The sequence below is a fragment of the Jeotgalibacillus proteolyticus genome, from assembly GCF_050107735.1.
Taxonomy (GTDB): domain Bacteria; phylum Bacillota; class Bacilli; order Bacillales; family Jeotgalibacillaceae; genus Jeotgalibacillus; species Jeotgalibacillus proteolyticus_A.
On sequence record NZ_JBNILO010000012.1, the window covers coordinates 1 to 26,890 of the forward strand.

The 26,890-nt window shown below is 43.1% G+C and carries 21 protein-coding genes and 3 riboswitches; of the genes, 15 read left to right on the top strand and 6 right to left on the bottom strand.

Annotated features, from left to right (window positions below; genetic code table 11):
- Positions 1 to 352 precede the first annotated feature (352 nt).
- The 3 genes from ACQCT8_RS16015 (at position 353) to ACQCT8_RS16025 (ending at position 3,024) form a co-directional block, all read left to right on the top strand.
- Positions 353 to 880 carry a sigma-70 family RNA polymerase sigma factor gene (locus ACQCT8_RS16015; protein WP_426872748.1) on the top strand — a complete coding sequence of 176 codons (528 nt, stop codon included), beginning with the start codon at positions 353 to 355 and terminating at the stop codon, positions 878 to 880.
- Positions 867 to 2,171: a DUF4179 domain-containing protein gene (locus ACQCT8_RS16020; protein ID WP_426872750.1), complete on the top strand. Its 1,305-nt coding sequence runs from the start codon at positions 867 to 869 to the stop codon at positions 2,169 to 2,171. Before ACQCT8_RS16015 ends, ACQCT8_RS16020 begins: the two co-directional genes overlap by 14 nt.
- A 118-nt stretch (positions 2,172 to 2,289) precedes the next feature.
- A complete protein-coding gene (locus ACQCT8_RS16025; protein ID WP_426872752.1) occupies positions 2,290 to 3,024 on the top strand; it encodes a YqcI/YcgG family protein in 735 nt (244 codons plus the stop codon).
- A 25-nt stretch (positions 3,025 to 3,049) separates the two neighbouring features.
- On the opposite strand, the gene ACQCT8_RS16030 is transcribed toward ACQCT8_RS16025, so the two are convergent.
- Positions 3,050 to 3,343 carry a DUF6509 family protein gene (locus tag ACQCT8_RS16030; RefSeq protein ID WP_278241944.1) on the bottom strand — a complete coding sequence of 98 codons (294 nt, stop codon included), beginning with the start codon at positions 3,341 to 3,343 and terminating at the stop codon, positions 3,050 to 3,052.
- A 155-nt stretch (positions 3,344 to 3,498) separates the two neighbouring features.
- Between ACQCT8_RS16030 and ACQCT8_RS16035 the strand changes: the two genes are divergently transcribed.
- The 3 genes from ACQCT8_RS16035 (at position 3,499) to ACQCT8_RS16045 (ending at position 7,789) form a co-directional block, all read left to right on the top strand.
- Entirely contained in the window at positions 3,499 to 4,023 is a 525-nt protein-coding gene (locus tag ACQCT8_RS16035) for a type 1 glutamine amidotransferase domain-containing protein (RefSeq protein WP_426872754.1), read from the top strand.
- Between the two features lie 201 nt (positions 4,024 to 4,224).
- On the top strand, positions 4,225 to 5,964 hold the full coding sequence (locus tag ACQCT8_RS16040) for an ABC transporter ATP-binding protein (protein WP_426872756.1): 1,740 nt from the start codon (positions 4,225 to 4,227) through the stop codon (positions 5,962 to 5,964).
- The gene (locus ACQCT8_RS16045) at positions 5,945 to 7,789 is read left to right on the top strand and encodes an ABC transporter ATP-binding protein (protein ID WP_426872758.1); all 1,845 of its coding nucleotides are present in this window, start codon (positions 5,945 to 5,947) and stop codon (positions 7,787 to 7,789) included. Before ACQCT8_RS16040 ends, ACQCT8_RS16045 begins: the two co-directional genes overlap by 20 nt.
- 97 nt (positions 7,790 to 7,886) lie before the next feature.
- On the opposite strand, the gene ACQCT8_RS16050 is transcribed toward ACQCT8_RS16045, so the two are convergent.
- The gene (locus tag ACQCT8_RS16050; protein ID WP_426872760.1) at positions 7,887 to 8,837 is read right to left on the bottom strand and encodes a cation diffusion facilitator family transporter; all 951 of its coding nucleotides are present in this window, start codon (positions 8,835 to 8,837) and stop codon (positions 7,887 to 7,889) included.
- A gap of 238 nt (positions 8,838 to 9,075) precedes the next feature.
- Between ACQCT8_RS16050 and ACQCT8_RS16055 the strand changes: the two genes are divergently transcribed.
- The 3 genes from ACQCT8_RS16055 (at position 9,076) to ACQCT8_RS16065 (ending at position 11,930) form a co-directional block, all read left to right on the top strand.
- Positions 9,076 to 10,194 (top strand): DEAD/DEAH box helicase, encoded by a 1,119-nt coding sequence (locus tag ACQCT8_RS16055; RefSeq protein ID WP_426872762.1) that lies wholly within the window; start codon positions 9,076 to 9,078, stop codon positions 10,192 to 10,194.
- A gap of 324 nt (positions 10,195 to 10,518) precedes the next feature.
- Complete coding sequence (locus tag ACQCT8_RS16060) at positions 10,519 to 11,190, top strand: cobalamin B12-binding domain-containing protein (protein WP_426872764.1); 672 nt, start codon at positions 10,519 to 10,521, stop codon at positions 11,188 to 11,190.
- Positions 11,187 to 11,930 carry an STAS domain-containing protein gene (locus tag ACQCT8_RS16065; RefSeq protein WP_426872766.1) on the top strand — a complete coding sequence of 248 codons (744 nt, stop codon included), beginning with the start codon at positions 11,187 to 11,189 and terminating at the stop codon, positions 11,928 to 11,930. Before ACQCT8_RS16060 ends, ACQCT8_RS16065 begins: the two co-directional genes overlap by 4 nt.
- Before the next feature lie 121 nt (positions 11,931 to 12,051).
- Here ACQCT8_RS16065 and ade read toward each other — a convergent pair whose 3' ends face one another.
- Positions 12,052 to 13,803, bottom strand: coding sequence for an adenine deaminase (gene ade, locus ACQCT8_RS16070; protein WP_426872768.1), 1,752 nt, complete (start codon positions 13,801 to 13,803; stop codon positions 12,052 to 12,054).
- Positions 13,804 to 13,944: 141 nt separating this feature from the next.
- Positions 13,945 to 14,095: riboswitch (cyclic di-AMP (ydaO/yuaA leader) on the top strand.
- A gap of 103 nt (positions 14,096 to 14,198) precedes the next feature.
- Here ade and ACQCT8_RS16075 point away from each other — a divergent pair.
- Both ACQCT8_RS16075 and ACQCT8_RS16080 read left to right on the top strand, forming a co-directional pair.
- The gene (locus tag ACQCT8_RS16075) at positions 14,199 to 14,855 is read left to right on the top strand and encodes a potassium channel family protein (protein WP_278241952.1); all 657 of its coding nucleotides are present in this window, start codon (positions 14,199 to 14,201) and stop codon (positions 14,853 to 14,855) included.
- Positions 14,856 to 14,860: 5 nt separating this feature from the next.
- Complete coding sequence (locus ACQCT8_RS16080; RefSeq protein ID WP_426872771.1) at positions 14,861 to 16,180, top strand: TrkH family potassium uptake protein; 1,320 nt, start codon at positions 14,861 to 14,863, stop codon at positions 16,178 to 16,180.
- 98 nt (positions 16,181 to 16,278) lie between these two features.
- On the opposite strand, the gene ACQCT8_RS16085 is transcribed toward ACQCT8_RS16080, so the two are convergent.
- Entirely contained in the window at positions 16,279 to 16,917 is a 639-nt protein-coding gene (locus ACQCT8_RS16085) for an SOS response-associated peptidase (protein ID WP_426872773.1), read from the bottom strand.
- A 241-nt stretch (positions 16,918 to 17,158) separates the two neighbouring features.
- On the opposite strand from ACQCT8_RS16085, the gene ACQCT8_RS16090 reads away from it, so the two are divergent.
- The 3 genes from ACQCT8_RS16090 (at position 17,159) to metH (ending at position 23,698) form a co-directional block, all read left to right on the top strand.
- Positions 17,159 to 17,668, top strand: a complete 510-nt coding sequence (locus tag ACQCT8_RS16090; protein ID WP_426872775.1) for a hypothetical protein — start codon at positions 17,159 to 17,161, stop codon at positions 17,666 to 17,668.
- 77 nt (positions 17,669 to 17,745) lie between these two features.
- Positions 17,746 to 17,866: riboswitch (SAM riboswitch) on the top strand.
- Positions 17,867 to 18,411: 545 nt separating this feature from the next.
- Positions 18,412 to 20,274 carry a bifunctional homocysteine S-methyltransferase/methylenetetrahydrofolate reductase gene (locus ACQCT8_RS16095; protein WP_426872777.1) on the top strand — a complete coding sequence of 621 codons (1,863 nt, stop codon included), beginning with the start codon at positions 18,412 to 18,414 and terminating at the stop codon, positions 20,272 to 20,274.
- A complete protein-coding gene (gene metH, locus ACQCT8_RS16100) occupies positions 20,252 to 23,698 on the top strand; it encodes a methionine synthase (protein ID WP_426872779.1) in 3,447 nt (1,148 codons plus the stop codon). Before ACQCT8_RS16095 ends, metH begins: the two co-directional genes overlap by 23 nt.
- Positions 23,699 to 24,044: 346 nt before the next feature.
- Here the strand turns inward: metH and ACQCT8_RS16105 are convergent, their stop codons facing one another.
- Both ACQCT8_RS16105 and ACQCT8_RS16110 read right to left on the bottom strand, forming a co-directional pair.
- Positions 24,045 to 24,422, bottom strand: a complete 378-nt coding sequence (locus tag ACQCT8_RS16105) for a hypothetical protein (RefSeq protein ID WP_426872781.1) — start codon at positions 24,420 to 24,422, stop codon at positions 24,045 to 24,047.
- Between the two features lie 255 nt (positions 24,423 to 24,677).
- On the bottom strand, positions 24,678 to 25,700 hold the full coding sequence (locus tag ACQCT8_RS16110; protein ID WP_426872783.1) for an FUSC family protein: 1,023 nt from the start codon (positions 25,698 to 25,700) through the stop codon (positions 24,678 to 24,680).
- Between the two features lie 145 nt (positions 25,701 to 25,845).
- A riboswitch (TPP riboswitch) is annotated at positions 25,846 to 25,948 on the top strand.
- A 198-nt stretch (positions 25,949 to 26,146) separates the two neighbouring features.
- On the opposite strand from ACQCT8_RS16110, the gene thiT reads away from it, so the two are divergent.
- Complete coding sequence (gene thiT / locus ACQCT8_RS16115) at positions 26,147 to 26,725, top strand: energy-coupled thiamine transporter ThiT (RefSeq protein ID WP_426872785.1); 579 nt, start codon at positions 26,147 to 26,149, stop codon at positions 26,723 to 26,725.
- Positions 26,726 to 26,890 lie beyond the last annotated feature (165 nt).

Sequence of the window (26,890 nt, forward strand, 5' to 3'; positions counted from 1 at the left end):
AAGTTTGATTTCCAAGTCTAGGGGCAAAACAACTTGATTCATGTTATAATCTTTAAACATAAGGACACCTCCGGTGGTTTTTGTTGTGGTGACTTTAATTTTACCAGAGGTTGTCCTTATCTATTATTAAAAATTTTAATTATCCAAATAAAAAATGCCCTCATGAGCTACTAAAGTTCATGAGGGCATTCTCGTTTATTCAGCTGAGTTTTGTCCCAGCCTCTTTTATTTCAAAAAAATTTAGTAAACTTTTAAAAATGTAAAACTTTTTTCAATTTATTCTGTCTAATGTATAGGAGAAAATGTAAAAATTGAGACATAAAATCTAAGATCAGTAAAAAGAGGTGAGGAGATGGCGAAAAATGATAACGTGCAAAAAGCGATCCTTGGAGATGACACTGCTTTTCTGCAGATAATCCATCTCTATAAAATCGATTTATATAAGACGGCTCTCGCGTTTTTAAAAGATGAAGAGGAGGCACTTGAAGCCGTGCAGGAAGTAACGTACAGAGCTTATAAATCGATCAGCAGCTTAAAAAATCCTGCTTACATAAAAACCTGGCTGATTCGGATCACGATCAATTATTGTCAGGATGAACGAAAGAAGAATAAGCAGGAGATTTTTAACGAGGATAAAATCAACCAGATTGCCTCAGAGGATGATTATTTATTTGTAGAATTAGAAGATGCAATGCAAATGCTTGATGATAACGAAAGGGAACTGCTTCATTTAAAATATTTCAGTGACTTAAAGATTAAGGACATTGCTGCATTATGGAACCGGCCGGAAGGGACCATTAAAACCTGGCTGACAAAGGCACTCGCCAAATTAAAAGAACATATGGGGGAGGAAGGAGGTAAAAGACGTGTATCAAAATGAAGAAAATAGATTACAAGAACACAAACGAAAATACGATGAAATGGATATACCAATAGACAAATTGAATCAATCGATCTCAAAAGGGTTAAGCCGGGCACAAATGGACTCCTCAAAAAGTAAACGGAAAAAAAGGCGTTGGATTTTGCCGGTCATTGCTGCCTCTATTTTGGTTTTTACATTAATTGCTTCGATCCGCGTATCTCCTGCTTTTGCGAGTCATATTGCCTCAATTCCCGGTATGGAGCGAATTGTTGAACTTATTCACGACGACAAGGGGCTGATGTCTGCTGTGGAAAATGAGTTTATGCAGGACATTGGTGCGTCGCAGGAAAAAAACGGGATGAAACTGACGATAGATTCTGCGATTGCTGATGAACAGGGAATAGTAATCTTTTATTCTGTAGAAACAGAGCAGACGCAAGAAGAATTTACTATAAAAAAATCAGAATTAACTCCTTCTGACGGAAGTGAACTTGAAGCGGTAACTTCTTATAATACCGGACCGTTTCAGCAAAGCAACGGCTTTACGTCCAAGGTTGAAGTCATGTTTTCAAAACCATCAACTGATTCTGACTATATTTTCGATGCGGAAATTGAAGGAGCTTCTTCAACAGAGAGTTTTTCGATCCCATTTTCGATCGAACATTTGGAGGAGACTGAGCAAGTATATGATCTTAACCAAAAAGTTGATATTGAAGGGCAAGTGTTAATCATTGAACGAGTGGTTGTCAATCCTATTCGAACTGCTGTGGAGATCAAAGCCCATCCTGATAACTCGAAAAAAATTCTTCATTTCGAATCTATGCGTCTTGTAAATGAGGACGGGGAAGAATGGTCTGGATCCTCAAACGGTTCAACTTCAAGCGGAGATAATGAAACCGGCTGGTCTGTTTATTTGCAAAGCAATTATTTTGAAAATCCTGATGAGCTGTATCTTGAAATAAATGAAATGCAGGCCATTGATAAAGAAGGTGAGTTTTTGGTGTTTGATACAGAAAAGCGTTCCATTCTTCAACAGCCGAAAGGAAATCGTCTTGTCTTTGATGAAATCGCAAACGGTTCAGCTTTTTTCAGTTTTGCTGGTGATAACTTTGGATTTGTTCCATTTGGCTCAATAAAGGACAGCGAAGATAAAGAGCTTGGCATGTCCGGATCTTATAACTCAAGCGGAGAAAATTCATCAAGGTTTGGTTTTGATATACCGCAGCAAGAATTTACCAACCCTTTATATATTGAACTTGATTTTTACCCTGCATGGATTGAAGATGAAGTCTTTATAAAAGTTAAGTAAAACATGCATATTTGTAAATGCTTCCCGTAAACTTTTAAATGTCTGTTTGCTTTTGTTTTGCGCTGGATGGAAGCGGGTAGAAGTAATACAGTATTTATCAAAAATGGGGGCTGAGTGAATGATCGCGACAAGTTCGAAACTGCTGACAAAAGAACAAATGGAACAGCATGATCATCTGCCTGAGTGGCTGGTGAGAGAATATAAAACATTTGAAAAGACGGTCACAGATGCTACGTTTCCCTGCTACTTCGGCATGAAGGGGCAGAAAAAAGGTGAGCTCCGCTACGCCTATATTTCCAGAGAAGACTGGTCTAATCTGCCGGATGCGCTCGATGAATTTCTTGCACTATTTAACGAGGCTACCAAGATCAAACACGGATTCTTTGTTTTCGTAGAGCCGTTTGAAGAAGAAGGCGAGCTTGACGTTTATCAAAAGCAATTCTGGGATATTCTTCAATATCTTCACGAGCAGGATACAGTTGAATGGCCAGAGGAGCATCCGAAAGATCCCGACCATTTTTTGTGGGATTTTCATTTTAAAGGTGAGCCCATCTTTGTTTTTGGAAACGCTCCGGCTTACAAGCAGCGCAAAACCCGTAACCTTGGAAACGGACTGGTCCTTGGTTTCCAGCCCCGAGCTATTTTCCAGGGGCTTGAGGGAACAGAAAAAGGCGGAATTATGTCCCGTGAAAAAGTCCGTGAACGCGTGGAAAAATGGGATCAGCTTCCTAAACATCCGGACATCAGTCATTACGGAGACCCGGAACACAATGAATGGAAGCAGTTTTTTATCGGTGATGACATAGAACCGATTACAGGCAAATGTCCATTCATGCATAAGGACTTAAAATAAAAAAACCGCCAATTGGCGGTTTTTCTTATGCTTCTTCCGGTAAATTGGATAAGCAGAACGCTTCAATTTCAGCATATTCATCGTCCTCAAGTTCAAAATCCATCGGCTGGGAAGTTGCTTTATCCATTAAATCATATTTCACAATTCCTTTATTGCCGTCTTCTACACGGAAAATAACTTTAATAGCTACTCCCGTTTCTGTGTATAGCTCATCGTCTTCAGGAACATCCACTTCGAGCATGTATTCATAACGGTCTCCTGTTAAAATACCAAAAGGATCGTTTATTTTTTCAACTGTATATTCCGTAATTTTAATCATTTTATCATCCTTTCTCTTTATCTGCTCTTCTTAGTATACAGAAAAAGAGAGGGATTGTATTCCTTTTGATTGAAGACTAGTCATGGCAGCAGATATTGCGTTTTGGATATGCTGACTGGGGGAATGGTACACTAGCAGATGGAGGTGCTTTAAAAATGAGACTGCAAGGAAAAAAAGTGATCGCTTTAGTCAGTCCGGATTTTGAAGATCTGGAGCTGTGGTATCCGGTTATGCGGCTTCGTGAAGAAGGAGCAGAGGTGCATTTAGTTGGAGAAAATAAAGCAGAAACCTATATGGGCAAGTATGGTGTACCGGCTCAATCCGAGTATGCCTTTGGAGAAATTGAACCATCCGATTACGACGGTATCTTAGTTCCAGGCGGATGGGCTCCAGATAAATTAAGAAGATATCCGGAAGTGCTGGCTATGGTCAGGCACATGGATAAGCATGAAAAACCAATCGGACAAATCTGCCACGCCGGCTGGGTGCTGATTTCTGCCGGAATTTTACAAGGCAGACAGGTAACCAGTACGCCAGGCATTAAAGACGATATGGTAAATGCAGGAGCAACCTGGCACGATGAACCAGTCGTACGGGACGGTCATATTGTGTCCAGCAGACGCCCGCCGGACTTGCCGGAGTATGGAAAAATGTTTGCAGATGTGCTGGCAGAAAAATAGGGGCTGGCACCTATTCATGAAAGGCTGTGGCTTACTAGCCACAGCCTTTCTGTTATGTTCCTGCCAATTTTAAGCCCAAGCGCAGGCTCAGTCTACTCAATTTAAGAAAATTGTGATAAAGTTTTCAACAAGACTATTTCGAGTATCAAAGAAAAAGCCCACTTTTTGAAAAGCGCAATTGCCTGACTGGAGGAGCATAGAATGAAACGGATTTTTCCTTTTTTAACCCCTTATCGAATTGCCATCGTCATTGCTCTCTCCCTTATGCTGATGGAGCTTGCAGTGGAATTGATTCAGCCATTGCTTATTGCCAGAATTATTGATGACGGTATTCTGGAGCAGGATGTCTCAGTCATTATTCTATGGGGAGGCGTACTAATCGGCTGTTCGTTTTTGGCTTTTGCAGCCGGTGTGACCAACTCTTTTTACTCCTCTCATGTCAGTCAAAGCTTTGGATTTGACGTTAGAGAAGCTTTATATGATAAAGTTCAATCCTTTTCCTTTACGAACTTCAGCAAGACCCCCACATCTTCTCTGATTACACGGCTCACAAATGATGTGACCATGCTGCAAAATACAGTCTTTATGAGTCTGCGTATTATGATGCGGGCGCCTCTTTTAGTGATCGGGAGCGTTATTATGGCATTAGTAGTCAACTGGCGGCTTGCGCTGGTTTTAGTTGTAGCTGTTCCCGTTCTTGTGGTGTTTTTATTGATTATTATGCGCAGAGCGGGCGGTCTTTTTAAACGTGTTCAGGAACGGGTGGATCATGTGAATAACGTGATGCAGGAGAATCTGGCAGGTATCCGTCTGATTAAAGCCTTTTTGAGAGCTCAGCATGAAATAAAGCGGTTCAGGCAATCCAGTGAAGTGCTGATGGAAAATACCGTCAAGGCTCTCCGCCTCGTAGAAGTGACAATGCCTATTATCCTGCTTGTTATGAATGCCGGTATTATCGTAATTTTATGGTATGGCAGTGTTGAAGTGTCTACCAACCGCGCGAGTGTAGGGGATGTCGTGGCTGTCGTTAATTACGCAACCCGAATGACAGGTGCCTTATCCATCGTAACGATGATCATAATGGTGTTCTCAAGAGCAAAAGCATCTGGCAGCCGGATTGGAGAAGTATTGGAAACTGAAGTGGATTTACTGGATAAAGAAACAAGTGAAGAGCATGTGATGACAGAAGGAAGTATCGAATTTGAAAATGTTACGTTTATATATCCGCAAACAAATGAAAAAGTGCTGCGCGACTTCTCTTTTAGAATAGAAGGAGGAAAGCGGGTTTCCATCGTAGGAGCGACCGGGTCAGGAAAATCAACGCTATTTCAGCTGATCCCAAGACTGTATGATTTGACGGGCGGGAAAATCCTGATTGATAACAGAGACCTTACTTCATATAAGCTGGAAAACCTGCGGCAGCAAATCGGCTTTGTTCCCCAGGAAGCGATGCTTTTTACCGGTACAGTGAGAGAGAATATTGCATGGGGTGACCAGGAAGCGGGCTTTGAAGCGATTCAGGAAGCTGCAAAGCGGGCACAAATCCATGACACCATTATGAATTTACCTAAGCAGTATGAGACCCAGCTTGGACAAAAAGGAGTCAATCTCTCAGGTGGTCAAAAGCAGCGTTTGTCTATTGCGAGGGCCCTGGTACGCAAGCCGGCCATTTTATTAATGGATGACAGCACCAGTGCACTGGATATGAAAACGGAAGCTGATCTTCTTGAATCCCTGAATGATTTGTCCTGTACCACTATCATGATTACGCAAAAAATCAGCACGACAATGGCCTCCGATCATATCCTGCTTCTTGATGAAGGGGAACTTCTGGCTCAGGGTACGCATGAAGACCTGCTCAAACGATCTCCGCTTTACCTGAAAATTGTTGAATCACAGGTCGGGAAGGAGGCGCTTACCATTGCTCAAAGACGTCGTTAGACCATTCCAGTATAAGAAACGATCATTTGCAGAGATCGATCAGTCCAACCGGAATGAGCATGAGAAAAAGAAGGCTCAGGATCCAGCCGGTACGCTAAAAAAAATATGGTCCTTCCTCGCCATGAACAAGGGAAAGCTTTTCCTTGTGATTCTAATGGTTGTGATAAGTTCAGCAATGGCTCTTCTTGGTCCTTTTTTAGTCGGCATGGGAATCGATGATTATATCGTCAATCAAGATGTCAGCGGTCTTGTTCAGCTTCTATGGATATTAGGAGTTATATATATTATTCACTCTCTATCCTCCTGGTTTCAGGCAATGTGGATGGTCAGAATCGCTCAAAACACCGTGTATACCATGCGGACCAGATTATTTAACCATCTGCACAAGCTTCCGATTCCTTTTTTTGATAAACGTCAGCACGGTGAATTAATGAGCCGGGTAACCAACGACATGGAAAATGTCAGCTCTACATTAAACAGCTCTGTCATTCAAATTGTTTCAAGTTTATTGACTTTAATCGGGACGGCTTCTGTGATGCTTTATTTAAGCCCGCTTCTCACGCTGATCACGCTGCTGGTGATTCCTGCCATGTACTTTGGGTTAAAGTGGATCACCAAACGAACAGGCAGACTGTTTAAGGAGCAGCAGCGAAATTTGGGGGACTTAAACGGGTATATTCAGGAAACGTTATCAGGACAGCGGATTATTAAAACATTTTCACAGGAAAAAAAGGTAATCCATCAATTTAAAGAAAAGAATGAAGGGCTGCGACTCGCCGGCTTCTGGGCTCAGACATTTTCCGGATTTATTCCAAAGCTCATGAACTTTCTGAACAACCTGAGCTTTGCCATTATCGCGCTTGTGGGAGGACTGTTAGTTATAAATGGGGACGAAGTGGTGACAATCGGTGTCATTGTCATTTTTGTCGAGTATTCCCGCCAGTTTACCCGTCCACTCAATGATCTTGCGAACCAGTTTAATACGCTGTTATCGGCTATAGCAGGTGCTGAAAGGGTTTTTGATATCATGGATGAAAAGGAAGAGCGCAGAGATGAGTTAGAAGCGGTACAATTAGAGGATCTTAAAGGAGAAGTCACATTTTCTCATGTCTCATTCGCTTATGAAAAAGACGAAGCTACATTAGCTGACATCTCATTTACCGTTTCACCTGGCGAAACCGTGGCATTTGTCGGCCCTACAGGAGCCGGTAAAACGACTATGATTAATTTGCTTTCACGCTTTTATGACGTTAATGAAGGCGTCATAAAAATGGATGGAAGAGATATTAAAACCATTCAGCGGTCATCACTGAGAAGCCATATGGCTTTTGTTCTCCAAGATTCTTTTTTATTTGAAGGGACGATTCGGGAAAATATCCGCTACGGCCGATTGACCGCGACAGACAAAGAGGTTGAAAAAGCGGCCGAACTTGCCAATGCCGCATCCTTTATCCGGAAAATGCCCAAGCAGTTTGATACGTTCATCCAAATAGACGGACAGGGGATCAGTCAAGGTCAGAGACAGCTCCTATCAATTGCAAGAGCCATTCTGGCCGACCCGAAAATTCTCGTGCTTGATGAAGCAACAAGCAGCATCGATACCATTACTGAAATCAAAATCCAGGAAGCACTTCAGCGTCTAATGAAAGGCAGAACCAGCTTTGTCATTGCCCACAGGCTGAACACCATTCAAAATGCCGATCAAATAATGGTGCTGCAAGATGGAAAGCTGATTGAACGGGGAAACCACGAAAGCCTCATCCGTCAAAAAGGTTTTTACGCCGATCTGCACAACAGCCAGCTGAGGGAAAAAATGATTCTGTAAAAGATTGAATGTGCAAATCCGTACTCAAAAAAAGGCTGGGACTCAACTTCAAACGTTGTCCCGGCCTTTTCTTTATGAAGAAAATAAAAACAATATGTTATTCCCAGTCTGGCTGAAGGTTATCTTCATCAAATTCGATAATGACGTCTGTCACTCCTTTTTGTGCGTAGATCAGAAGGGCCAGCCGATCCTTGATCGAATCTGCTTCAGCAATTGTCAGAGTCGGGTCCACTTCAATCTCCACTTCTACATGAAGATGCTCCCCCTCTTTTACGACTTCAATCCGCTGAATATCCTTTACATGTGAGTCTGCGAGGAGTAAGTCTGCAATATGCTGGCGCATTTCTTCATCGGTTTCTCCGATGGCGCCGCGTGCGTTTTCAAGAAATACACGACCGACTACATAAAACATCATTAAACCAATTACAATGGAAGCAATTCCTTCTGCTTGCCCGACACCGGTAAAATACGTAATAAGAACAGCAATAATTGCGATAACGCCACCGGCTGTTGCAACCAGGTCCTCCATAAAAACAAGCTTAGTTGCCGGTTTAGCCCGTTTTAAATTGGTAAAGCCAAGTCTAAATACTGATAAGCCGCTTCCTTCTTTCCCGGTTTCATGGAGCACTTCTTTAGCCGCTTTATATAGAACGAACAGTTCAAGCAAAACGGCAATTCCAAGAACAGCCAGTGTGATTGCGATACCGGTGCTTTCTCCAGGGTGCAAAAGGTGATGAATCCCTTCTTTTACGGTCTCATAAGACAAGATTCCTACAATAAGAACAGCACCGAGGCAAACTAAATTAACAAGCCTGCCAAAGCCGTTTGGAAAACGGTCGGTGGGGGCTTTTTTCGACAATGCCGACCCAATAAAAACAAAAAACTGATTGGCAGCATCACCAAATGAATGCATCATCTCTGCAAACATTGCCACATTTCCAGTCAGTAAAAACGCCCCTAACTTTAAAAACCCAATAAACGTATTAACAATGGCAGCCATAAAAGACGGCTTATTCCCACCTTTTAACAGCCGAAAAAAATCACCCATACTCAGCTCCTCCTCCTGAACCTGACTTCATCTATACATACCCCTAAAAAATAGAAATCAGACTCATCCATCCAACTATTTTTGTCAAGCTTCTTCCACAGTGAATCTACTTCTTAGCAGTAAAGTACAAAAGGGGCCAGGCCCCTTTTGTACTTTACTGCACTACAGAAGTTACCCAATTTCTCCAAACGGTGGTATAATAGCAGAATGAATAGGAAAGATCGGAGAGTGGATTTAGATGTTGGTTAGAACAGAGGATAGATGGAAGGAAGCGGGGTTTGGGCAGTTTAAGCCGGTGCAGGAGCGTGTGATTCCGCTTATGATGAGCGGCAGAGATGTTCTTGCTGAGTCACCGACTGGAACTGGAAAGACGCTGGCGTATATCATTCCGGTAATTGAGAAAATGGAGATTGCTAAAAAACTGCCTCAGACCATTATTTTAGCTCCATCAAAAGAATTGGCTATGCAGATTTTGGACGTAGCTCAATCGTGGGGAAAACCGAGCGGGATAAGAGCCGCTTCAATTATTGGAGGAGCAAATCCAAAAAGACAGCTTGAAAAGTTGAAAAAACAGCCGCATATTTTAATTGGTACACCCGGCCGAATTTTGGAGCTTATTAAGCAGAAAAAAATAAAAACGCATGAAGTCACAACGGTTATACTCGATGAAGTGGATCAGCTTTTCCTGCCGGAGCATACTCAGGCAATATCAGATATTATTAAAAGCACACTCGCAGATCAGCGTCAGATTGCCATGTTCTCTGCAACGCTTCCAAAAGAGATCGAGGAACATGGAAGATCGATCACGAAAAATGCTGAAGTAATCCGCGTGGAAAGAGACGCTTCAGAAGCAGCAAATGTAACTCACCAGTATATGGTATGTGAATCACGTGAAAAAATAGATCTAATTCGGCGGATCGTTCGAATGGATTCAATGAAAAAAGAAAAATCACTGGCATTTATGCGTGAAGTCCGCGATGTGCTTACCGCAACGGAAAAGCTTAATTACAAGAATCTGGAGATTGCACCGCTGCACAGTGATCTTTCGAAGGAAGAACGGGCTGCTTCCATGCGCAAATTCAGGAATGGGGATCTGCCCCTGATGCTTGCAACCGATGTGGCAACACGCGGTCTTGATATTCAGGATGTAACCTATGTGATTCACATGGATGCAGCGGAAAATCTCGATCAATATATTCACCGCTCCGGCAGAACAGGAAGAGCAGGGGCAAGCGGAACGGTTCTTTCATTCGTTTCTCCTATGGAAGTCAAGCAGATCAAACGCTACGCCCGCGAGTTGGATGTGGATCTTAAAGAAGTAACGATTCAACGTGGAGATTGGCTGCCTGTCGAATAATAAAATAAAGCATGCTGCTTCAGGCGGGATTTATAATCCTGCCTAGCGGTATGCTTTTTTAAATGTGTTCTAAATGGGCCCTGGTAATTAAGAATATTTGACTTTTATCCCAAGAAAGCTGACAATTTATATATAGAAAAAGATCGTGTATGTATCATCGTATCCGTGCTGAGATATTTCTTTGCTAGGCTGCAAAGACGACAGCAGGAACGGTCAAGTAACCATGCGAAAATGGTTAAGCAGCCGCATTGCTGTAAATACTTTGTACGGGATATGTATGAATGAATCTTACTGGGAACATCGGCCGAAGGGGTGTAGGAAGGCATGACTGCAACGTATACACAATCATTTACGAGCGGAATTTTATCCGGAGACCAGGAGTCAAGCTGGTCCATTATTAGACAGGCTGTGGATGAGGGAAAGAAAACAGATTATATCTTTAATCATATTATTACCCCTTCTATGGTTGAGATCGGGGCTTTATGGCAGGATAATAAAATTTCAGTGGCAGATGAGCATCTTGCTACAGCAACATGTGACTTTATTCTGGCAAGATATAAATTTGAAATCCTTCAGCCAAGAATCAAAAAAGTGGATTCGGTAATTGGAAAGGCCCTTTTTTTCTGTGTTGAAAATGAGGAGCATGACCTAGGCATTCGCATGACGGCTCAGCTATTTGAAGAAGAGGGGTATGACGTCAGAATGATGGGGGCAAACCTGCCTCTTGAATATGTGAAAGAAATGGCAAGGGTCTGGATGCCGGATGTTGTAGGAGTATCCGCCAGCATGCTCGCTCAGGGAAAAAAGGTTCCAGCTTATATTCAAAGCTTGATGGAAACGCTGGATGGAACTGAGCTGCTTGTAGGCGGACGCTATCTATCTCTCCAGGCTGAGGAAGCCCTTCAATCCATTCACGACCGGGTTACGATGGTCCACTCCCCGGAAGATTTATCTAAATGGATGGATAAAGACAGGAAGCGAGGAGAGGTAGATTGAGCAGCATTGAAACACTGGCTCTCCCTGCAATCGTGATGAACAAAGAAATGAGAATTCTTGAATCTTCTAACGAAGCATTGAACCTTTTCGGCGGGGGAGAAAAGATTATTGACTGGATTGATGCAGAGAGTCAAACTAAGGCAGAGAAATTTTTGCTTGATTCTAACCAGTCAAAAATAGAATTAAATATGATCACAAAAAATAATCAGACAGCTCTTTTTACCCTTCACGTCAAATGGACAGAAGAAACCTGTTCCATCGTTTTTATGGAACAGGAAGCTCTGCTGCTTGAACTGATGACTAAAATAAATGAGCATAAAAAACGTCTTCAGGAAACAGATATGGAATTGCTGCTGAAAAACAACCAGCTTAATACTTCTTTTCAGCGAATTCAGGAGCTATCCACTGCTATCATTCATCTTGCCCCAACTGTCATTCTCATACCGGTATTTGGTGATTTGGACGGAACTTTGCTTGAGCAAAGCAAAGCCAGAATTTTATCACATATTTCACAAAATGGGGTGCATGAACTAATTGTAGACATGCAGTCAGTCGGGAATATGGAAGCAGAAGGCATCAGGCAGCTTATTCAACTGATTGGAAACTGTTCGCTGATGGGAGCTAAAACCTATATTACAGGAGTTAAACCTGAGCATGCGGACGTATTAAACCGGTATAATATGCTTGAATATGCCACTTTTATTAATACATTAAAGCATACCATTGCCCGCTTGGTGTGACCTGGCATAATTGAATAAGGAAAAAATCCGGACTCATTTGAATTCAGCTATCAGAATTCGCGTGAGTCCGGATTTTGTTATTATCGATGACGTGCTTTTGTATTGAACTAATCCCTGTAGCTCATACATCAATATGCGAGTAAGATAAAACATCAAACAAACCCGTGTCCGTCAGCTTAAGGGAGGGAATGACGGGCAGGGCTAGAAACGAAAGAATGGAAAATAAATTAAAGGTTGCATGAGGTGAAATCTGGTGAAGCCCCTCAAGAATCGTCTGCATATCGTGCTGGGCATCCTTCACGTTTTTAATTGACATCAGTCCACCCAGACGAAGCTCCATTTCTCCAATAATCTTTCCATCTTGAACGACAACCAGCCCACCCTGGTGATGATCCAGCCAATCAACCGCTTGTAAAATGGCATCATCAGAGGTTCCCGCAGCGATCAGGTTGTGTGAATCATGTGAGACAGTAGATGCAATAGCGCTGTTTGGCGCTAAGCCAAATCCCCTTACAATTGCAGTCCCCACAGTCCCCAGCGCCTGATGCCGTTCAGCAACCACAAGCTTTTGAAGATCCGGGTTGAGGGCAGGATCAAAAAAACCAGCAGCATCCAGCGCGACCTTTTCTTTTGCGTGCTTTGTTTTGATTTGACCAGGGATGATTTCAATAATATTAGCGGTTTCTTTTGCCGGTTTTACCTGAAGGTCTGCTTTTGATAAAGGTTTTAAATGAACGGTATTGATGCATTCATCCAGTCCGTCTGCTTTATAGGACCACTCGTTTAACAGCTTCGACCCTTCTGATGCAGGTTTACCGTTTTGAATGACGCGCTCGATCTTTACTTCTTTAAGATCTGATATCAGAATCAGGTCTGCCTTCATACCAGGTGCAACAGCGCCACGGTCATGCAGATCATAGCATTGAGCTGCATGTAAGGTTCCCATTTGGTAAGCAAGCAAGGGATCAAGGCCGAGTTGAATGGCTTCTTTCACACAATGGTTGACGCTTCCTTCCTGTATCAGTTCATCAATATGCTTGTCGTCAGTGCAAAATGAAAAACGATGAGCGTTTTGATCGGTTACAGCCTGGATTAAGGCAGGAAGATTTTTAGATCCGGACCCTTGCCGGATCATCACCCTCATCCCCAATCGAATTCTCTCAAGTGCTTCTTCCGGTGTCGTACATTCATGGTCATTCCGGATGCCGGCAGCCAGATAGCCATTGATTTCATCGGCTGATAAGCCCGCTAAGTGACCATCAATAATGCCGGTGCGGGATCGGGCATCATGAATTTTTCGAATCATATCCGGCTCTGTGTTCACAACTGCAGGATAATCCATGACCTCGGCAAGACCTAAAACGCGGGGATGATCATATAATGGACGCAGGCTGTCAGCATTTAAACAAGCACCTGCATGTTCAAAAGAAGTTGCAGGTACACTTGAAGGAAGAACAAAAAAGAGGTCTAAAGGGAGATCCTCTGAATTTTGCAGCATGTAGTCAATCCCTTTAGTCCCCAGCACATTTGCTATTTCATGTGGATCTGTAATGATGGTCGTCACACCATGCGGCAAAATGACTTTGGCAAATTCAGACGGAGTCAATGTAGTTGATTCGACATGAATATGACCATCGATAAATCCAGGGGAAACAAATAAGCCACTCGCATCGATCGTTTCGAGTCCTTCATAATTTTCTCCTACAGCAGCAATGGTTCCATTAACAACAGCAATATCACCTGTGGTAATTTCACGTGTGTACACATTTATGATCCTGCCATTTTTTATGACAAGATCAGCCGGCCGTCTGCGCTGAGAGACCTCAATTCTTCTTGTTAATTCCTCCTGGGAGGGGATGGGTTGTTTTTGCATTAGGCGGGCTCCTTTCTACTTTTGTTTGATAAATTCTCTTCTGAAAAGTATAGGTTGAGCAGAGCAGAAGAGCAAATAATTTTTTTTTGTAAATCCTCTTTACTCTTTTAAAGAAGGAGCGTAATATTGCTCTCATAGTAAGATTCTAAGTCGCTGAATTTCTTATGGAAAACGGGGGAACCACACATGCCTGCTTTTGCGAGGCAAGGGGTGAAGCCTTTAGTTTTAAGGCGGGGCTACTCTTCATGCCCTAATCCGACAGCTAACCCCGTAAGCGTTAAGGAGAGAGAATGATGCTTGTGCGCCATTAACTGACCACAGGATAATTTCCTCGTGGATTTTTTTGTGCAAAAAAAGGCAACGATGACAGTAACGATGGAAAAAGGATGGGAAAGATGAGAAAACAATTCGCTGTATTAGGTCTTGGCAGCTTTGGCGGTCATTTAGTAGAAGAATTTAATGAAATCGGGGCAGACGTTTTTGCAATGGATCGCAATGAAGAAGTAGTGGACCGTTATAGTGACCTGGCCACCCATGTCGTACATGGGGATGCTCAGGATGAACAGCTGCTGCTTCAGGCTGGGATCCGTAATTTCGATCTGGTCGTGGTATCGTTTGGTGAAAATATTGAGGCAAGCATTTTAACCACTATTATCTTAACTGATATTGGTGTTAAAGAAATCTGGGTAAAAGCGTCAAGCTTATATCATCAAAAGGTTCTGGAGAAAATTGGTGCAACGCGAGTGATTCGCCCGGAAAAAGACATGGCAAGAAGAATAGCCCACCGCCTCACCTCCGAGCATTTTATTGATTATGTTGAGCTGTCAGATGAACATTCCATGGTGGAAATTAAAGCTACACCGAAAATTGTTGGAAAGACGCTTGCTACTTTAAACGTGAGAAACCGATTCGGATGTAATATTGTTGGGATCTACCGCAATCATGACATGCTCGTATCACCAAGTGGAGAAGACAAAGTGCTTGAGGGAGATGTTTTAATCGTTATTGGTGAAAACCGGAAACTTCATCGCTTTGAAAAGCAGGGAGTCTGACCCACATGAAAAAGACCGGCACGTTAACCCCGCCGCAGCTATTAATTGCTGTTTTTATCATCAGTATTTCAATCGGAACTTTGCTGCTTAAGCTGCCATTTTCTTATATAGGCGAGCTAAGCTGGCTCGATGCTTTTTTTACCGCAGTTTCAGCCATGACTGTAACAGGACTCGCCGTAGTAGACACTGGGACCGTATATACTATTTTCGGTCAAGTGGTGATTATGTGTCTGATTCAGCTTGGCGGACTTGGAATTATGACATTTGCGGTCTTAATTTTTCTCCTGCTTGGAAGAAAGATCGGCTTTAAAGAAAGACTTATTATCCAGCAGTCCTTGAATCAAAATGGAGCAGGAGGAATTATTCGGCTTGCTATTGAGCTTGCGATCTTTGCTTTTATTATAGAAGCTTTTGCTGTAATGCTGCTAGCAACTGTATGGGTGCCTGAGTTTGGCATGGCAAAAGGGCTTTACTTCAGCTTATTTCATGCCGTATCTGCATTTAATAATGCGGGCTTCGGGCTGAAGGCAGATAGTTTATCCGGGTATGTAAATGATCCGCTTATAAATATTGTCATCTCGGCTCTGTTTATACTTGGGGGGATTGGGTTTACCGTGCTGATTGACCTTTGGCATTCACGATCTGTGAAACAATTAAGTTTACACACAAAAATTATGGTGCTTGGAACCTTTGTTTTAAACGTAGTGGCGATGCTTTACATTTTTCTAAATGAATATGGAAATCCTCTCACGCTGGGACCAATGGAACTGGATGGAAAGCTGTGGGCCTCCTATTTTCAGGCTGTATCACCGCGGACTGCCGGCTTCAATACGCTAGATATCGCCAGTTTGGATGATTCATCCATTTTGCTCATTATTGTCCTCATGTTTATTGGGGCAGGCAGTGCTTCAACCGGCGGCGGGATAAAGGTTACAACCTTTGTGATAATACTGCTTGCTACTGTTTCTTTTTTCAGAAGAAAAGCAGAGATCAATTTATTCAGCCGTCAGATCAAGCAGGAGCTCGTTTTTAAATCCCTGGCCATTGCCATGAGCAGTATTTTGCTTGTGACGTTGGCTTTGATGATTTTAACCCACACGGAAAGCGGCTTCACGTTTTTAGAGATCGTGTTTGAAACCGTCTCTGCTTTTGGTACGGTTGGTTTGTCTATGGGGATCACAGGTAATTTAAGCGAAGCGGGTAAAGTGGTGCTCATCGTGGTGATGTTTGTAGGGAAGCTTGGTCCGCTCACACTTGCTTTCTCAATTGCAAAGCCGGACAATAGTAAAATAAAATATCCGAAAACAGATGTACTCGCTGGATAAGAGAACATCTGCTCACGGATCAATAGTTGAGGGTTGGGACAAATTGTCTCAGCCTTCTTTATTTATATAAAGTGTATGAAAGCTTCTTAGTAAAGAGTTTACTTTGCTGTTTTAAAGAAGTCATTTGGAATTTTTTCAAGCTTGATATTTTCAGGCTTGCAGGGCTGCAGCAGGTCCTGGAGCTCCTGTTCCGGGGTATTTGGATTCAGCCATTTTGAATAAGCCTCAGGCTCTAAAATCACAGGCATTCTATCATGAATGGAAGCCATTTTTTCATTTGGCCGGGTAGTTAATATTGTGCAGCTCCTTATACTGCCTTCCTCGCTTTTCCATGTCTCCCATAAACCAGCAAACGTAATGAGAGAATCAGCAGAAGGCTTGATTGCATAAGGCTGCTTTTCTTTGCTGTTAATTTTTTGCCATTCATAAAAGGAAGAAGCAGGGATCAAGCAGCGCTTTTTTTGAAATGCCCGCTTAAAGCTGGGTTTTTCAGCTGCGGTTTCTGCACGGGCGTTAAATGTTTTGTAGCCAATCTTTTCGTCCTTGGCAAATGGAGGAATAAGCCCCCAGCGAAATTGAACAGGATACCGAATTTCATCTACTTCTACAACTGCAGTGACATATTGAGAAGGGGCAATATTCGTCCCTGCTGCATACTCAAAGTCGTCTCTCATTTTAAAATCGTAATGAGCTTTTAAATCTGCAAGCGCCTCGATCAGTGAAAACCGGCCGCACATATGCCATGCTCCTCTCTCTCATTCGTTTTAATTAGTTTAACAAAATAATAGAAATGATTAAACAATAACAGCTTTTGGAAAAGAATAAACAGAATGATTGAGAAAAGGTAAAAGAAAACAGAAAATACTAAATATATTAAATAATTAGACTTTTGGGTTATTTTGGGTATCCCCTTGAAATCTTTCGTTCTACGAAGGATAATGGATAGGAATCTTTTACATATATAGGGGGACATTTTAAATGAAGAAATTTTGGTTAATTACAGCACTGGCAGGAGCTTTAACGATGGCTGCCTGTTCATCAGACGAAACCACAAACGAGCCAGCAGAAGAGGAGAACGATTCAGCGGAGGAAGTAATGACTGAAGAACCCGCTGAGGAAACAGAAGAATCATCTCTTTACGTCGTTGGAGATGAAGCAGAAGTAAATGGAGCAGCCATGTCCGTCACACAAGCAGGAGTAGTTGAAGAAATTGATGAATCACAGAGAGTTTACGAAATCTCATTAAATGTAACAAACGATTCGGAAGAAGAATTGTCAATTACTAATGAAAACTTTGTATTGATGGACCTTACAGATGAAGAAAAAGAACTTCATGGAGAAGAAGTAAATGTAACAATTCCTTCAGGTGAATCTGCGGAAGCAACATTTCAATATGCAGCCTCTGCTTCCACCGCCTTCAAATGGGTCGGTACCTTTGAAGATGAAGAAGTGGAATGGCGTCTTCCGGGAATTACTGCCCTTGACTAGCTTTATAGAAAGCGAAAGTTTGTTGACAGAACAATCCTCATCTAGTAGAGTAGTCGTAATTAATTAAATAGTTTGGATTCTTATCAAGAGAGGTGGAGGGAACAGGCCCTGCGAAACCTCAGCAACCTTCATGAACACTATTTCATGAAAAGGTGCTAACTCCAGCTTGCACGTAAAACCGTGGAAGGAAGATAAGGAGAGTTGTAAACAAACCTACAGGTCTTCTTATACAAATAAGAAGGCCTTTTTAATTTTAAAGCTGAAGGCGCTCGTCCAGCTCCGACAAGCATAAGGAGCGGTGACCATGCAGGCATGCCCTTCGCCTGCTGGGTCGTCGTGACTTATGACCTCGAGGAGCTAGCGCCTGAAGCTGGATAGAGTAAAAGCTGAAGGCGCTCGTCCAGCTTCGACAAGCATAAGGAGCGGTGACCATGCAGGCATGCCCTTCGCCTGCTGGGTCGCGGTGACTTATGACCTCGAGGAGCTAGCGCCTGAAGCTGGATAGGGTAAAAGCTGAAGGCGCTCGTCCAGCTTCGACAAGCATAAGGAACAGTGACCATGCAGGCATGCCCTTCGCCTGCTGGGTCGCCGTGACTTATGACCTCGAGGAGCTAGCGCCTGAAGCTGGATAGAGTAAAAGCTGAAGGCGCTCGCTCAGCTCCGACCAGTATAAGGACTCATAGAAGATGATCGCAAAGAGAAAAAGGCTGCAGGGCCGCAATGAGAGGGAGAGGAGAATGAACATGAAGCTTGAGGATGCGCTGAAAGAAAAAATACTTATAGCCGATGGTGCAATGGGAACATTGCTTTATTCATACGGAACGGATCAGTGCTTTGAAGAGCTGAATATCTCGCAGGCAGAACATATTCAGCAGATTCATTCTGCTTATATTGAAGCAGGCGCAGACGTCATTCAGACCAACACGTATGGGGGCAATTATCTGAAACTTGAGAGGTATGGTCTGCAGGATCATGTAAAAGAAATAAACAGCGCAGCAGTTAAAAATGCCAAGACAGCAGCCGGGGAATCGACTCATGTGCTGGGAACTATTGGCGGCATCAGAAGCATTCGTCCTCAATCCATTGAGCTCGAAGAAATTAAGCGAACATTTAGAGAACAGCTGTACTGTTTGCTTCTTGAAGGCGTGGACGGTCTACTGCTTGAAACCTATTACGATCTGGAAGAGCTTTCCACAGTAGTCCAGATTGCACGAAAAGCAACTGATTTGCCAATTATTGCACAGGTATCCCTGCAGGAAATTGGCGTGCTTCAGGATGGAACATCTGTTGGGGCTGCTTTAAAACAGCTGGAGGAGCTGGGAGCAAATGGAGTCGGAATTAATTGTCGGCAGGGTCCCTATCATATGCTCCGGTCACTTGAGGGTGTGCCGCTTCCTAAGCACGCTTTTTTATCTTCTTATCCAAATGCGAGTCTCCCTTCTTTTACAGATGGCGGCCTGCAGTATAATAATAATCCTGAATATTTCGGGGAAGTGGCAAAATCGTTTCAGGCTCAAGGGGTGAGACTTCTTGGAGGCTGCTGCGGAACAACGCCGGATCACACACGCGCCTTTTCCAATGCACTCAAAGGAGCAGTCCCTGTAACCGAGAAAAAAATCCGGGAGCCTGAGTCGAAAATCGAAGTCAGATCAAGAGCAATTGATCTTCCCGAATCGCTGCCATCTATTGTCGCATCGAGGCCTTCAGTAGTAGTTGAGCTGGATCCTCCAAAAAAACTCAACACAGAAGCGTTTATGCGAGGGGCTAAAGCTTTAACGGAAGCGGGAGCCGATGCAATTACACTTGCAGATAATTCACTGGCAAGTCCGAGGGTGTCAAACGAGTCACTAGGCCATTTAATCAAAGAAAAAATCGGTGCTAGACCGCTTGTTCATATTACCTGCCGGGACCGGAATCTGATTGGACTCCAGTCTCATTTGATGGGCCTTCATACACTGGGTCTACACGATCTGCTCGCTGTAACGGGAGACCCGACAAAGGTTGGGGACTTTCCAGGGGCGACCTCGGTATATGATGTATCCTCTTTTGAACTGATTGAAATGATAAGCCAGCTTAATCGGGGAGTTTCCATGTCAGGAAAAGACTTGGGCGAGTCGACTTCATTTTCAATCGGAGCTGCCTTTAACCCGCATGTCAGAAGTGTAGAACGTGCCGTATTAAGAATGGAGAAAAAAATCGCCGCTGGTGCAGATTACTTTATGAGTCAGCCGGTATTTTCACAGGAAAAACTGCTTGAAGTCTATGAGCACACCAAGCATATTGAAAAGCCGATGTATATTGGATTAATGCCGTTAACGGGAAGCCGCAATGCAGAATTTCTTCATAATGAAGTACCGGGCATTAAGCTCTCAGATGAGGTGCGGGAACGCATGGCAAAAGTATCAGGCGATAAAGAGCAGTCCGCTAAAGAAGGGATTGCCATCACAAAATCTCTCATCGACGCAGCGCTTGACCTTTTTAATGGGATCTATTTAATCACTCCTTTTATGCGCTATGAAGTAACTGCTGAATTGACGAAATACGCAAATAAACAAGCTGCAAAAAGAGCCGGAGGGATTCACAATGTGTCCAACATTATTCACTGATCAACTAAAAAAGAAAATCCTTATAATGGACGGGGCAATGGGCACAATGCTTCAGGAAGCCCAGCTAAGTGAAGAGGACTTTGGCGGAGAAGAATTTGAAGGGTGCAATGAAAATTTAAATCGCACAAGACCAGATGTGATTGAACGGATTCATGATGCTTATTTTGAAGCAGGAGCGGATATCGTTGAAACAAATACATTTGGCAGTATGAGTGTCGTGCTTGAAGAGTATGACATTTCACAGGACGCCTATGAATTAAGCAGGCTCGGAGCAGAAATTGCAAGGAGATCTGCGGATAAATGGTCAACTGCGGAACGCCCCAGATTTGTAGCGGGCTCGATGGGGCCAACAACAAAAACGCTCAGTGTAACCGGTGGAACGACGTTTGACCAACTGACTGAATCCTATGCCGAACAGGCCACGGGATTAATTGATGGCGGATCTGATCTTTTGCTTGTGGAAACGAGCCAGGATTTGCTGAATGTAAAATGTGCCTTCTTAGGCATACAAAAAGCCTTTGAAAAAACCGGGAAAGAACTTCATGTTATGATTTCAGGGACCATTGAGCCAATGGGGACGACTCTTGCCGGTCAGACGATCGAGGCCTTTTATATAAGCGTGGAGCATATGAATCCTGTTTCAGTTGGGCTTAATTGTGCAACCGGTCCTGAATTTATGCAGGATCATATCCGGTCACTGTCTGATTTAAGCAATTCCTATGTGAGCTGCTACCCTAATGCCGGACTGCCGGATGAAGAAGGTAACTATCATGAAACTCCGCTGTCTTTAGCTAAAAAACTGGAAGGGTTTGCTGAAAAAGGCTGGCTGAATATTGTAGGGGGATGCTGCGGCACAACCCCTGCTCATATTAAAGCTCTTTCTGAGACCATGGCAGCGTATGAGCCTAGAAAGTTTGAGAAAAAACAGGTTCATACGGTGTCCGGTATTGAACCGCTGGTCTATGATGACCCTTCTATGCGCCCACTGATGATCGGAGAACGAACCAATGTCATCGGCTCACGTAAATTCAAGCGGCTGATTGCTGAAGGCAAAATTGAAGAGGCTTCTGAAATTGCACGCGCCCAGGTGAGAGGCGGCGCGCATGTGATTGATATTTGCCTTGCTGATCCTGACCGTGAAGAACGTGAGGATATGGAGACGTTTATCCAGGAAGTTGTTAAAAAAGTAAAGGTCCCGCTTGTCATTGATTCAACCGATGAAGACGTTATTGAACAAGCCCTGAAGTATTCCCAGGGGAAAGCAATCATTAATTCTATAAATTTAGAGGATGGACTTGAACGCTTTGATGCGGTCATTCCTTTGGTAAAAAAATTTGGAGCGGCTGTTGTAGTAGGAACCATTGATGAAGTAGGGATGGGGGTCACAGTCGATCGAAAGCTTGAGATCGCTAGGCGTTCCTACTCTATTTTAGTGGATGAGTATGGTGTAAATCCTTCCGATATTATTTTTGACCCGCTCGTTTTTCCGGTCGGAACAGGTGATGAGCAGTATATCGGTTCAGCTAAAGCCACTGTAGAAGGAATCAAGGCAATTAAAGAAGCCCTTCCGCTTGTGCAGACGACTCTTGGAATCTCGAATGTATCCTTTGGATTGCCGCCTGTTGGCAGGGAAGTATTAAATGCTGTCTTTCTCTACCATTGCACACAAGCTGGTCTTGATTATGCCATCGTTAATACAGAAAAACTGGAACGGTTTGCTTCTATTTCAGAAGAAGAAATTAAGCTGGCTGAAGAGCTGCTTTTTGACACAACTGATGAATCACTGGCTACCTTCACAGAATTTTACCGGGGCAAGAAAAAAGAATCCAAATCAACGATGCCTGATATGACACTGGAAGAACGTCTGGCTTATTATGTGGTGGAAGGAACGAAGGAAGGACTTCTACCGGATCTGGAGCTGGCTCTTGGAGAGTACGACGCTCCGCTTGGCATTATTAACGGTCCACTGATGACAGGCATGAAAGAGGTAGGCAGGCTGTTTAACGATAATCAGCTGATTGTGGCAGAGGTTCTGCAAAGCGCAGAAGTGATGAAAGCGGCTGTTGCCTTTCTTGAACCGCATATGGAAGCCTCTGATACTTCCTCCTCTAAAGGAAAAGTACTGCTTGCGACGGTAAAAGGGGATGTTCATGATATTGGGAAAAACCTGGTGGATATTATTTTAAGCAATAATGGCTATGAGGTAGTGGACCTTGGCATTAAAGTGACACCGCCTGTTCTAATCGAAGCGATAAAAAAAGAGAAGCCGGATATTATTGGACTTTCAGGTCTTCTGGTCAAATCAGCTCAGCAAATGGTGATTACAGCAGGCGACATGAAACAAGAAGGACTCGATATTCCGATTTTAGTAGGCGGTGCGGCACTGTCGAGAAAGTTTGTTGATACGAAAATATCGCAAAATTATGAAGGACTTGTTTTATATGCAAAAGATGCGATGAATGGTTTAACACTCGCAAATCAATTGCAGGATGAACTTGAACGGCAGCAGCTTGTAGAAGAACGCCGCCTGAAAAAAGAAGCGGCCGCCAATGCTGCAGTGGCAGAACCGGAGAAAAAAACCGTAACGGCGGTAAAAACAAAGCCTGCCGTAAATACAGATGTTCCGGTTTTTACACCTTCTGATTTAAAGCGCAGAGTGTTAAATTCCTATTCAGTGGCGCACGTAGAAGCGTATATTAATCTGCAGATGCTCATTGGCCACCATCTTGGAGTAAAAGGAAAGATTTCAAGATTGCTTGCTGAGAAAGATGAGAAGACCATGAAGATCAAAACGGTCGTGGATGATCTCATTACGGAAGTGAAGGCAGAATCACTCATCCAGCCGTCAGCCGTGTATCAGTTTTTCCCTGCTCAAAGTGATGGCGATGATGTGATTATCTATGATCCTGAGCATCCGGCAAATGAAATTGAACGATTTACGTTCCCGCGTCAGCCAAGAGAGCCATTTCTATGTCTAGCAGATTATTTAAAGCCCGTCGAGAGCGGCATTATGGATTACGTTGGATTTTTCTCTGTCACTGCAGGGCGTGGAATTCGAGAAAAAGCGCAGGCCTACAAAGAGCAGGGACGCTTCCTTGAAAGTCATGCTCTTCAGTCACTAGCTCTTGAAACTGCAGAAGGATTTGCAGAGCTGCTTCACCAGCAAATGAGAGATCGATGGGGCTTTCCGGACCCAGTGGACTTTACGATGCAGGAGCGTTTCAGTGCGAAATACCAGGGACAGCGTTTTTCCTTCGGCTACCCGGCCTGTCCGAATCTGGAAGATCAGGAGAAATTATTTAAGCTGATCAGACCTGAAGAAATTGGTGTTGAGCTAACCGACGGATATATGATGGAGCCGGAAGCTTCCGTTTCTGCTATTGTATTCGCTCATCCTGAAGCAAGATATTTTAATGTGCTTTAAGCTTAGAGTTTTTCCATAAAAAAGAACTGCCTTCACGGACAGAAAAATTGTTCATGAGGGCAGTTTTTATTTATGTCTTAGATCTAGCTTTGAAATAACGGCTGTTTTTTCAGCAGACCATAGGCATCAAAAAAGCACCAAAGAAAGGTGCTTATCCGCTTATCGTTGTTCTCTCAATTCATTTGTCGTTCGTTTCTCCAATTCAGATCTGTCATGAAATTGAGCAGGTGTATTTTGGAACAAAAAACTTTCCATTTTTCACATAAGGAATCCAATCTAAATTTTTTAAAGTAATACTTATTACAAATAGAGTTCATTGAGAAAAGCAAACTGTTTTCCAAAAGACTTAATTTAAATTTGAATGAAAGATGGCCCCATAATATATATCACCAATTTTTATTGCAACCACAGTATTGCTTTGGTCTTGTTCTTTTACTTTAAATATCTTAGTCCCAGCCTGTAAGTTAAGGGAGGAATCAAATATTACCGCTTCACCATTCTCATTTATTTCATCTACTAGTACTTTGATTGACCCGATTTCTTCTCCTGCATCTGCAGCCAATACTTTCCCTCGTTCTATAGTATATAAACTATTATCAAAAGCAAATGCCCCTTTCGATTCGCTTGGAGTTTCACCTATTATTTTTTCTGGCTCCTCAGTTTTAGAACAAGCAACAATCAAAAGAACAAAAACGAGTATAAAAACACTTTTGGAAAACCTCAAGAAAATTCCTCCCTTGCTACATCTTTTTTATCTCGATTCTTCCTGTACTCTGCCCTGGCTCTGCTATATACATATATCATTTCATTTTTTTATAAATTTAGTTTAAGGAGAATAACTTAATTAAGAAAATCCCTTTTATAATGAAACGCCCCTTTAGATAGAAATCCAAAAGGGTCAAAATGGTCTTATTTACGATATCAATTTGTTCAGCCTTTATTGTACTTTCAGTAAGATAAAATATGGACTTTCATCTCCCTACAGGTCTGCAGGCTTGGTGCTGGGCACGCGGACGAAATCTTTCCGCTTCCGAAGCAGTGCATGGATGGTCAGCAGTTCAAAGTATATATAACTTTTTAAGGGAAGTTCATCTTCATGTGTTTCATTCTTTAATGCATCACGCATTGACTGCAAAGAGCTGCGGCTGATGGGTTCTAAGTGCTGCGTGCTGTGCACCCGTTCAATCAGCTGAGCCGTTAATTGTCTGATGTCTTCTTTTTCTTTGTCAGACCAGTACGGCTGGTCCTGTACAGGCGGGGAAATTAAGTTGGTAAGATGATAGGTAAGCTGTTTCAACAAGTAGATTTTCTTTTGATGAAAATGTACCTTTCTCATTTCCTCCCGCTTGTATTTGTGATAATGCCATTCTTCAAGCTGAAATTTACAGAGGGTTTCAATTCGGTCGAGTTTATGCCGCAGACGCTCTGCTGTTCCCTCAAGGTGACGTGACCGAACTTTGCCGTTCAACAGCTCTTCAATCCGTTGTTGAAATATAGCAGTAAATTCGTGCTGAGATTCATAAGCCTGCTGGGTAATCTGATTTTCATATTTAGGTGGAAGCAAAACAAAGTTTACGAGTGTAGAAGTGAACAGGCCGATGAGTGTTGTGCCAAGCCGTGTAATAAATGTAAGCATAAAATGATCTTCTGCTCCAGGAATCATGGCAACGGCTGTTAAAGCAGCCACCAGCATTCCAGCCTCCAGCCTCAATTTATGACAAAGCCAGATGGTCACTACTGCAGCGATGGCATAAGTAATGGCGGTGTTTCCGAGTAGAAAAGCAGTCAGCATGGCGACGGCGCCTCCAATGGCTGATGCGGGAAAGCGGATCATCCCTTTTCGGATGGAGTCAGCCGCGGTCGGTTCAATTGTAACAATGGCGGTAATAACAGCAAACATAACAGGGAGGTTGAGGAGCTGGCATATGAACGCCGTAATAAAGACTGCTACTCCTGTTTTGACGATTCGCCCGCCTATAAATCTATTTTTTATCCATTTCATCTTTTTAACATCCCTCGTGAAAGTGCTCTCTTTAAGAAACATCCAATTTTTAGTCATCCTAAAGTATAGCACAAAATGACTTCAATAAATGAGGAATCTAACGGGTGACAAATAGGTTCATAGACGTTACAATAAGTGAAGATGCAACTTCCACAAGGGGAGCCGAAATGGCTGAGAGTGAACACTTCTGTTCAGACCCTTTGAACCTGTAAGTTAATGCTTACGCAGGAATGTGGATGGAAACAGGCGCGGATGAAGCAATGTCTGGATTTCTATCCTCAGGACATTGCTTTTTTGTATGCTTTTTTAGCCATACGCTGCGGCATATGTTTAAGCGGAATGCAACTTAACCCCGCCAAGCATCGTTGGTTGGCTTCAAAAGCAAAAAGCAACTGGTAAAGTCCCCTTGGAGCGAGGTGCATCGATTCGCAGAAGGAGGAATCAGTATGGAACGGATGAAACTATTATTTTTACTGGAGGTCGCGATCTTTTCCGGAATTGGATTAATCCTTGACCGATTCAGTTTTTCCATTTGGCCGCAGGGCGGATCCATCAGCTTTGCCATGGTGCCAATCATTCTTATGGCGTTCAGGTGGGGGCTTAAAGGCGGTTTATTAACAGGCTTTCTGGTAGGCATCCTGCAGATTATTCTTGGAGGAGCGTATATCTTAACTCCTGTTCAAGGCGCTCTTGATTATCCAATCGCATTTACTGTAGTCGGCATGGCGGGCCTTTTTGCAGGACCCATTCAGCGGGCATTGGGTGATGGATTGATGAAAAAAGCCGTAACATGGATTACAGTGGGTACATTTATCGGCGTGCTGCTTCGATTTATCTGCCATTACCTTGCAGGTGTCATCTTCTTTGGCTCCGGTGATCCATCTGTACCTGCATGGCTGTTTTCGCTGACGTATAACGGTTCTTACCTTGGACCTGCATTCATCCTTACAGCGATTGTGTTAGGAACACTTCTTACAACAGTGCCGCGGGTGGCGACTCAGCAGCGTACAAGAAGAGCTTCATAAATAAGCAGAACCCAAAAGGACTGTACGGAATTTCAGTGATTGCTGGCATCCGGCAGTCCTTTTTCTCGATCCAAAAATGATCCGACGGGCTTGTCACTTACTTTTTCTAAGGAAAAATGATACCCTAAAAAGATCAATATACCGCTGACTTGTCAGTGGGAAGTT

Excerpts from the sequence above, each read along its gene's own strand:
- ACQCT8_RS16015 (WP_426872748.1), top strand. The coding sequence starts at position 353 with ATGGCGAAAAATGATAACGTGCAAAAAGCGATCCTTGGAGATGACACT.
- ACQCT8_RS16025 (WP_426872752.1), top strand. The coding sequence starts at position 2,290 with ATGATCGCGACAAGTTCGAAACTGCTGACAAAAGAACAAATGGAACAG.
- ACQCT8_RS16030 (WP_278241944.1), bottom strand. The coding sequence starts at position 3,343 with ATGATTAAAATTACGGAATATACAGTTGAAAAAATAAACGATCCTTTT.
- ACQCT8_RS16035 (WP_426872754.1), top strand. The coding sequence starts at position 3,499 with ATGAGACTGCAAGGAAAAAAAGTGATCGCTTTAGTCAGTCCGGATTTT.
- ACQCT8_RS16040 (WP_426872756.1), top strand. The coding sequence starts at position 4,225 with ATGAAACGGATTTTTCCTTTTTTAACCCCTTATCGAATTGCCATCGTC.
- ACQCT8_RS16050 (WP_426872760.1), bottom strand. The coding sequence starts at position 8,837 with ATGGGTGATTTTTTTCGGCTGTTAAAAGGTGGGAATAAGCCGTCTTTT.
- ACQCT8_RS16055 (WP_426872762.1), top strand. The coding sequence starts at position 9,076 with ATGTTGGTTAGAACAGAGGATAGATGGAAGGAAGCGGGGTTTGGGCAG.
- ACQCT8_RS16060 (WP_426872764.1), top strand. The coding sequence starts at position 10,519 with ATGACTGCAACGTATACACAATCATTTACGAGCGGAATTTTATCCGGA.
- ade (WP_426872768.1), bottom strand. The coding sequence starts at position 13,803 with ATGCAAAAACAACCCATCCCCTCCCAGGAGGAATTAACAAGAAGAATT.
- ACQCT8_RS16075 (WP_278241952.1), top strand. The coding sequence starts at position 14,199 with ATGAGAAAACAATTCGCTGTATTAGGTCTTGGCAGCTTTGGCGGTCAT.
- ACQCT8_RS16080 (WP_426872771.1), top strand. The coding sequence starts at position 14,861 with ATGAAAAAGACCGGCACGTTAACCCCGCCGCAGCTATTAATTGCTGTT.
- ACQCT8_RS16085 (WP_426872773.1), bottom strand. The coding sequence starts at position 16,917 with ATGTGCGGCCGGTTTTCACTGATCGAGGCGCTTGCAGATTTAAAAGCT.
- ACQCT8_RS16090 (WP_426872775.1), top strand. The coding sequence starts at position 17,159 with ATGAAGAAATTTTGGTTAATTACAGCACTGGCAGGAGCTTTAACGATG.
- ACQCT8_RS16095 (WP_426872777.1), top strand. The coding sequence starts at position 18,412 with ATGAAGCTTGAGGATGCGCTGAAAGAAAAAATACTTATAGCCGATGGT.
- metH (WP_426872779.1), top strand. The coding sequence starts at position 20,252 with ATGTGTCCAACATTATTCACTGATCAACTAAAAAAGAAAATCCTTATA.
- ACQCT8_RS16110 (WP_426872783.1), bottom strand. The coding sequence starts at position 25,700 with ATGAAATGGATAAAAAATAGATTTATAGGCGGGCGAATCGTCAAAACA.
- thiT (WP_426872785.1), top strand. The coding sequence starts at position 26,147 with ATGGAACGGATGAAACTATTATTTTTACTGGAGGTCGCGATCTTTTCC.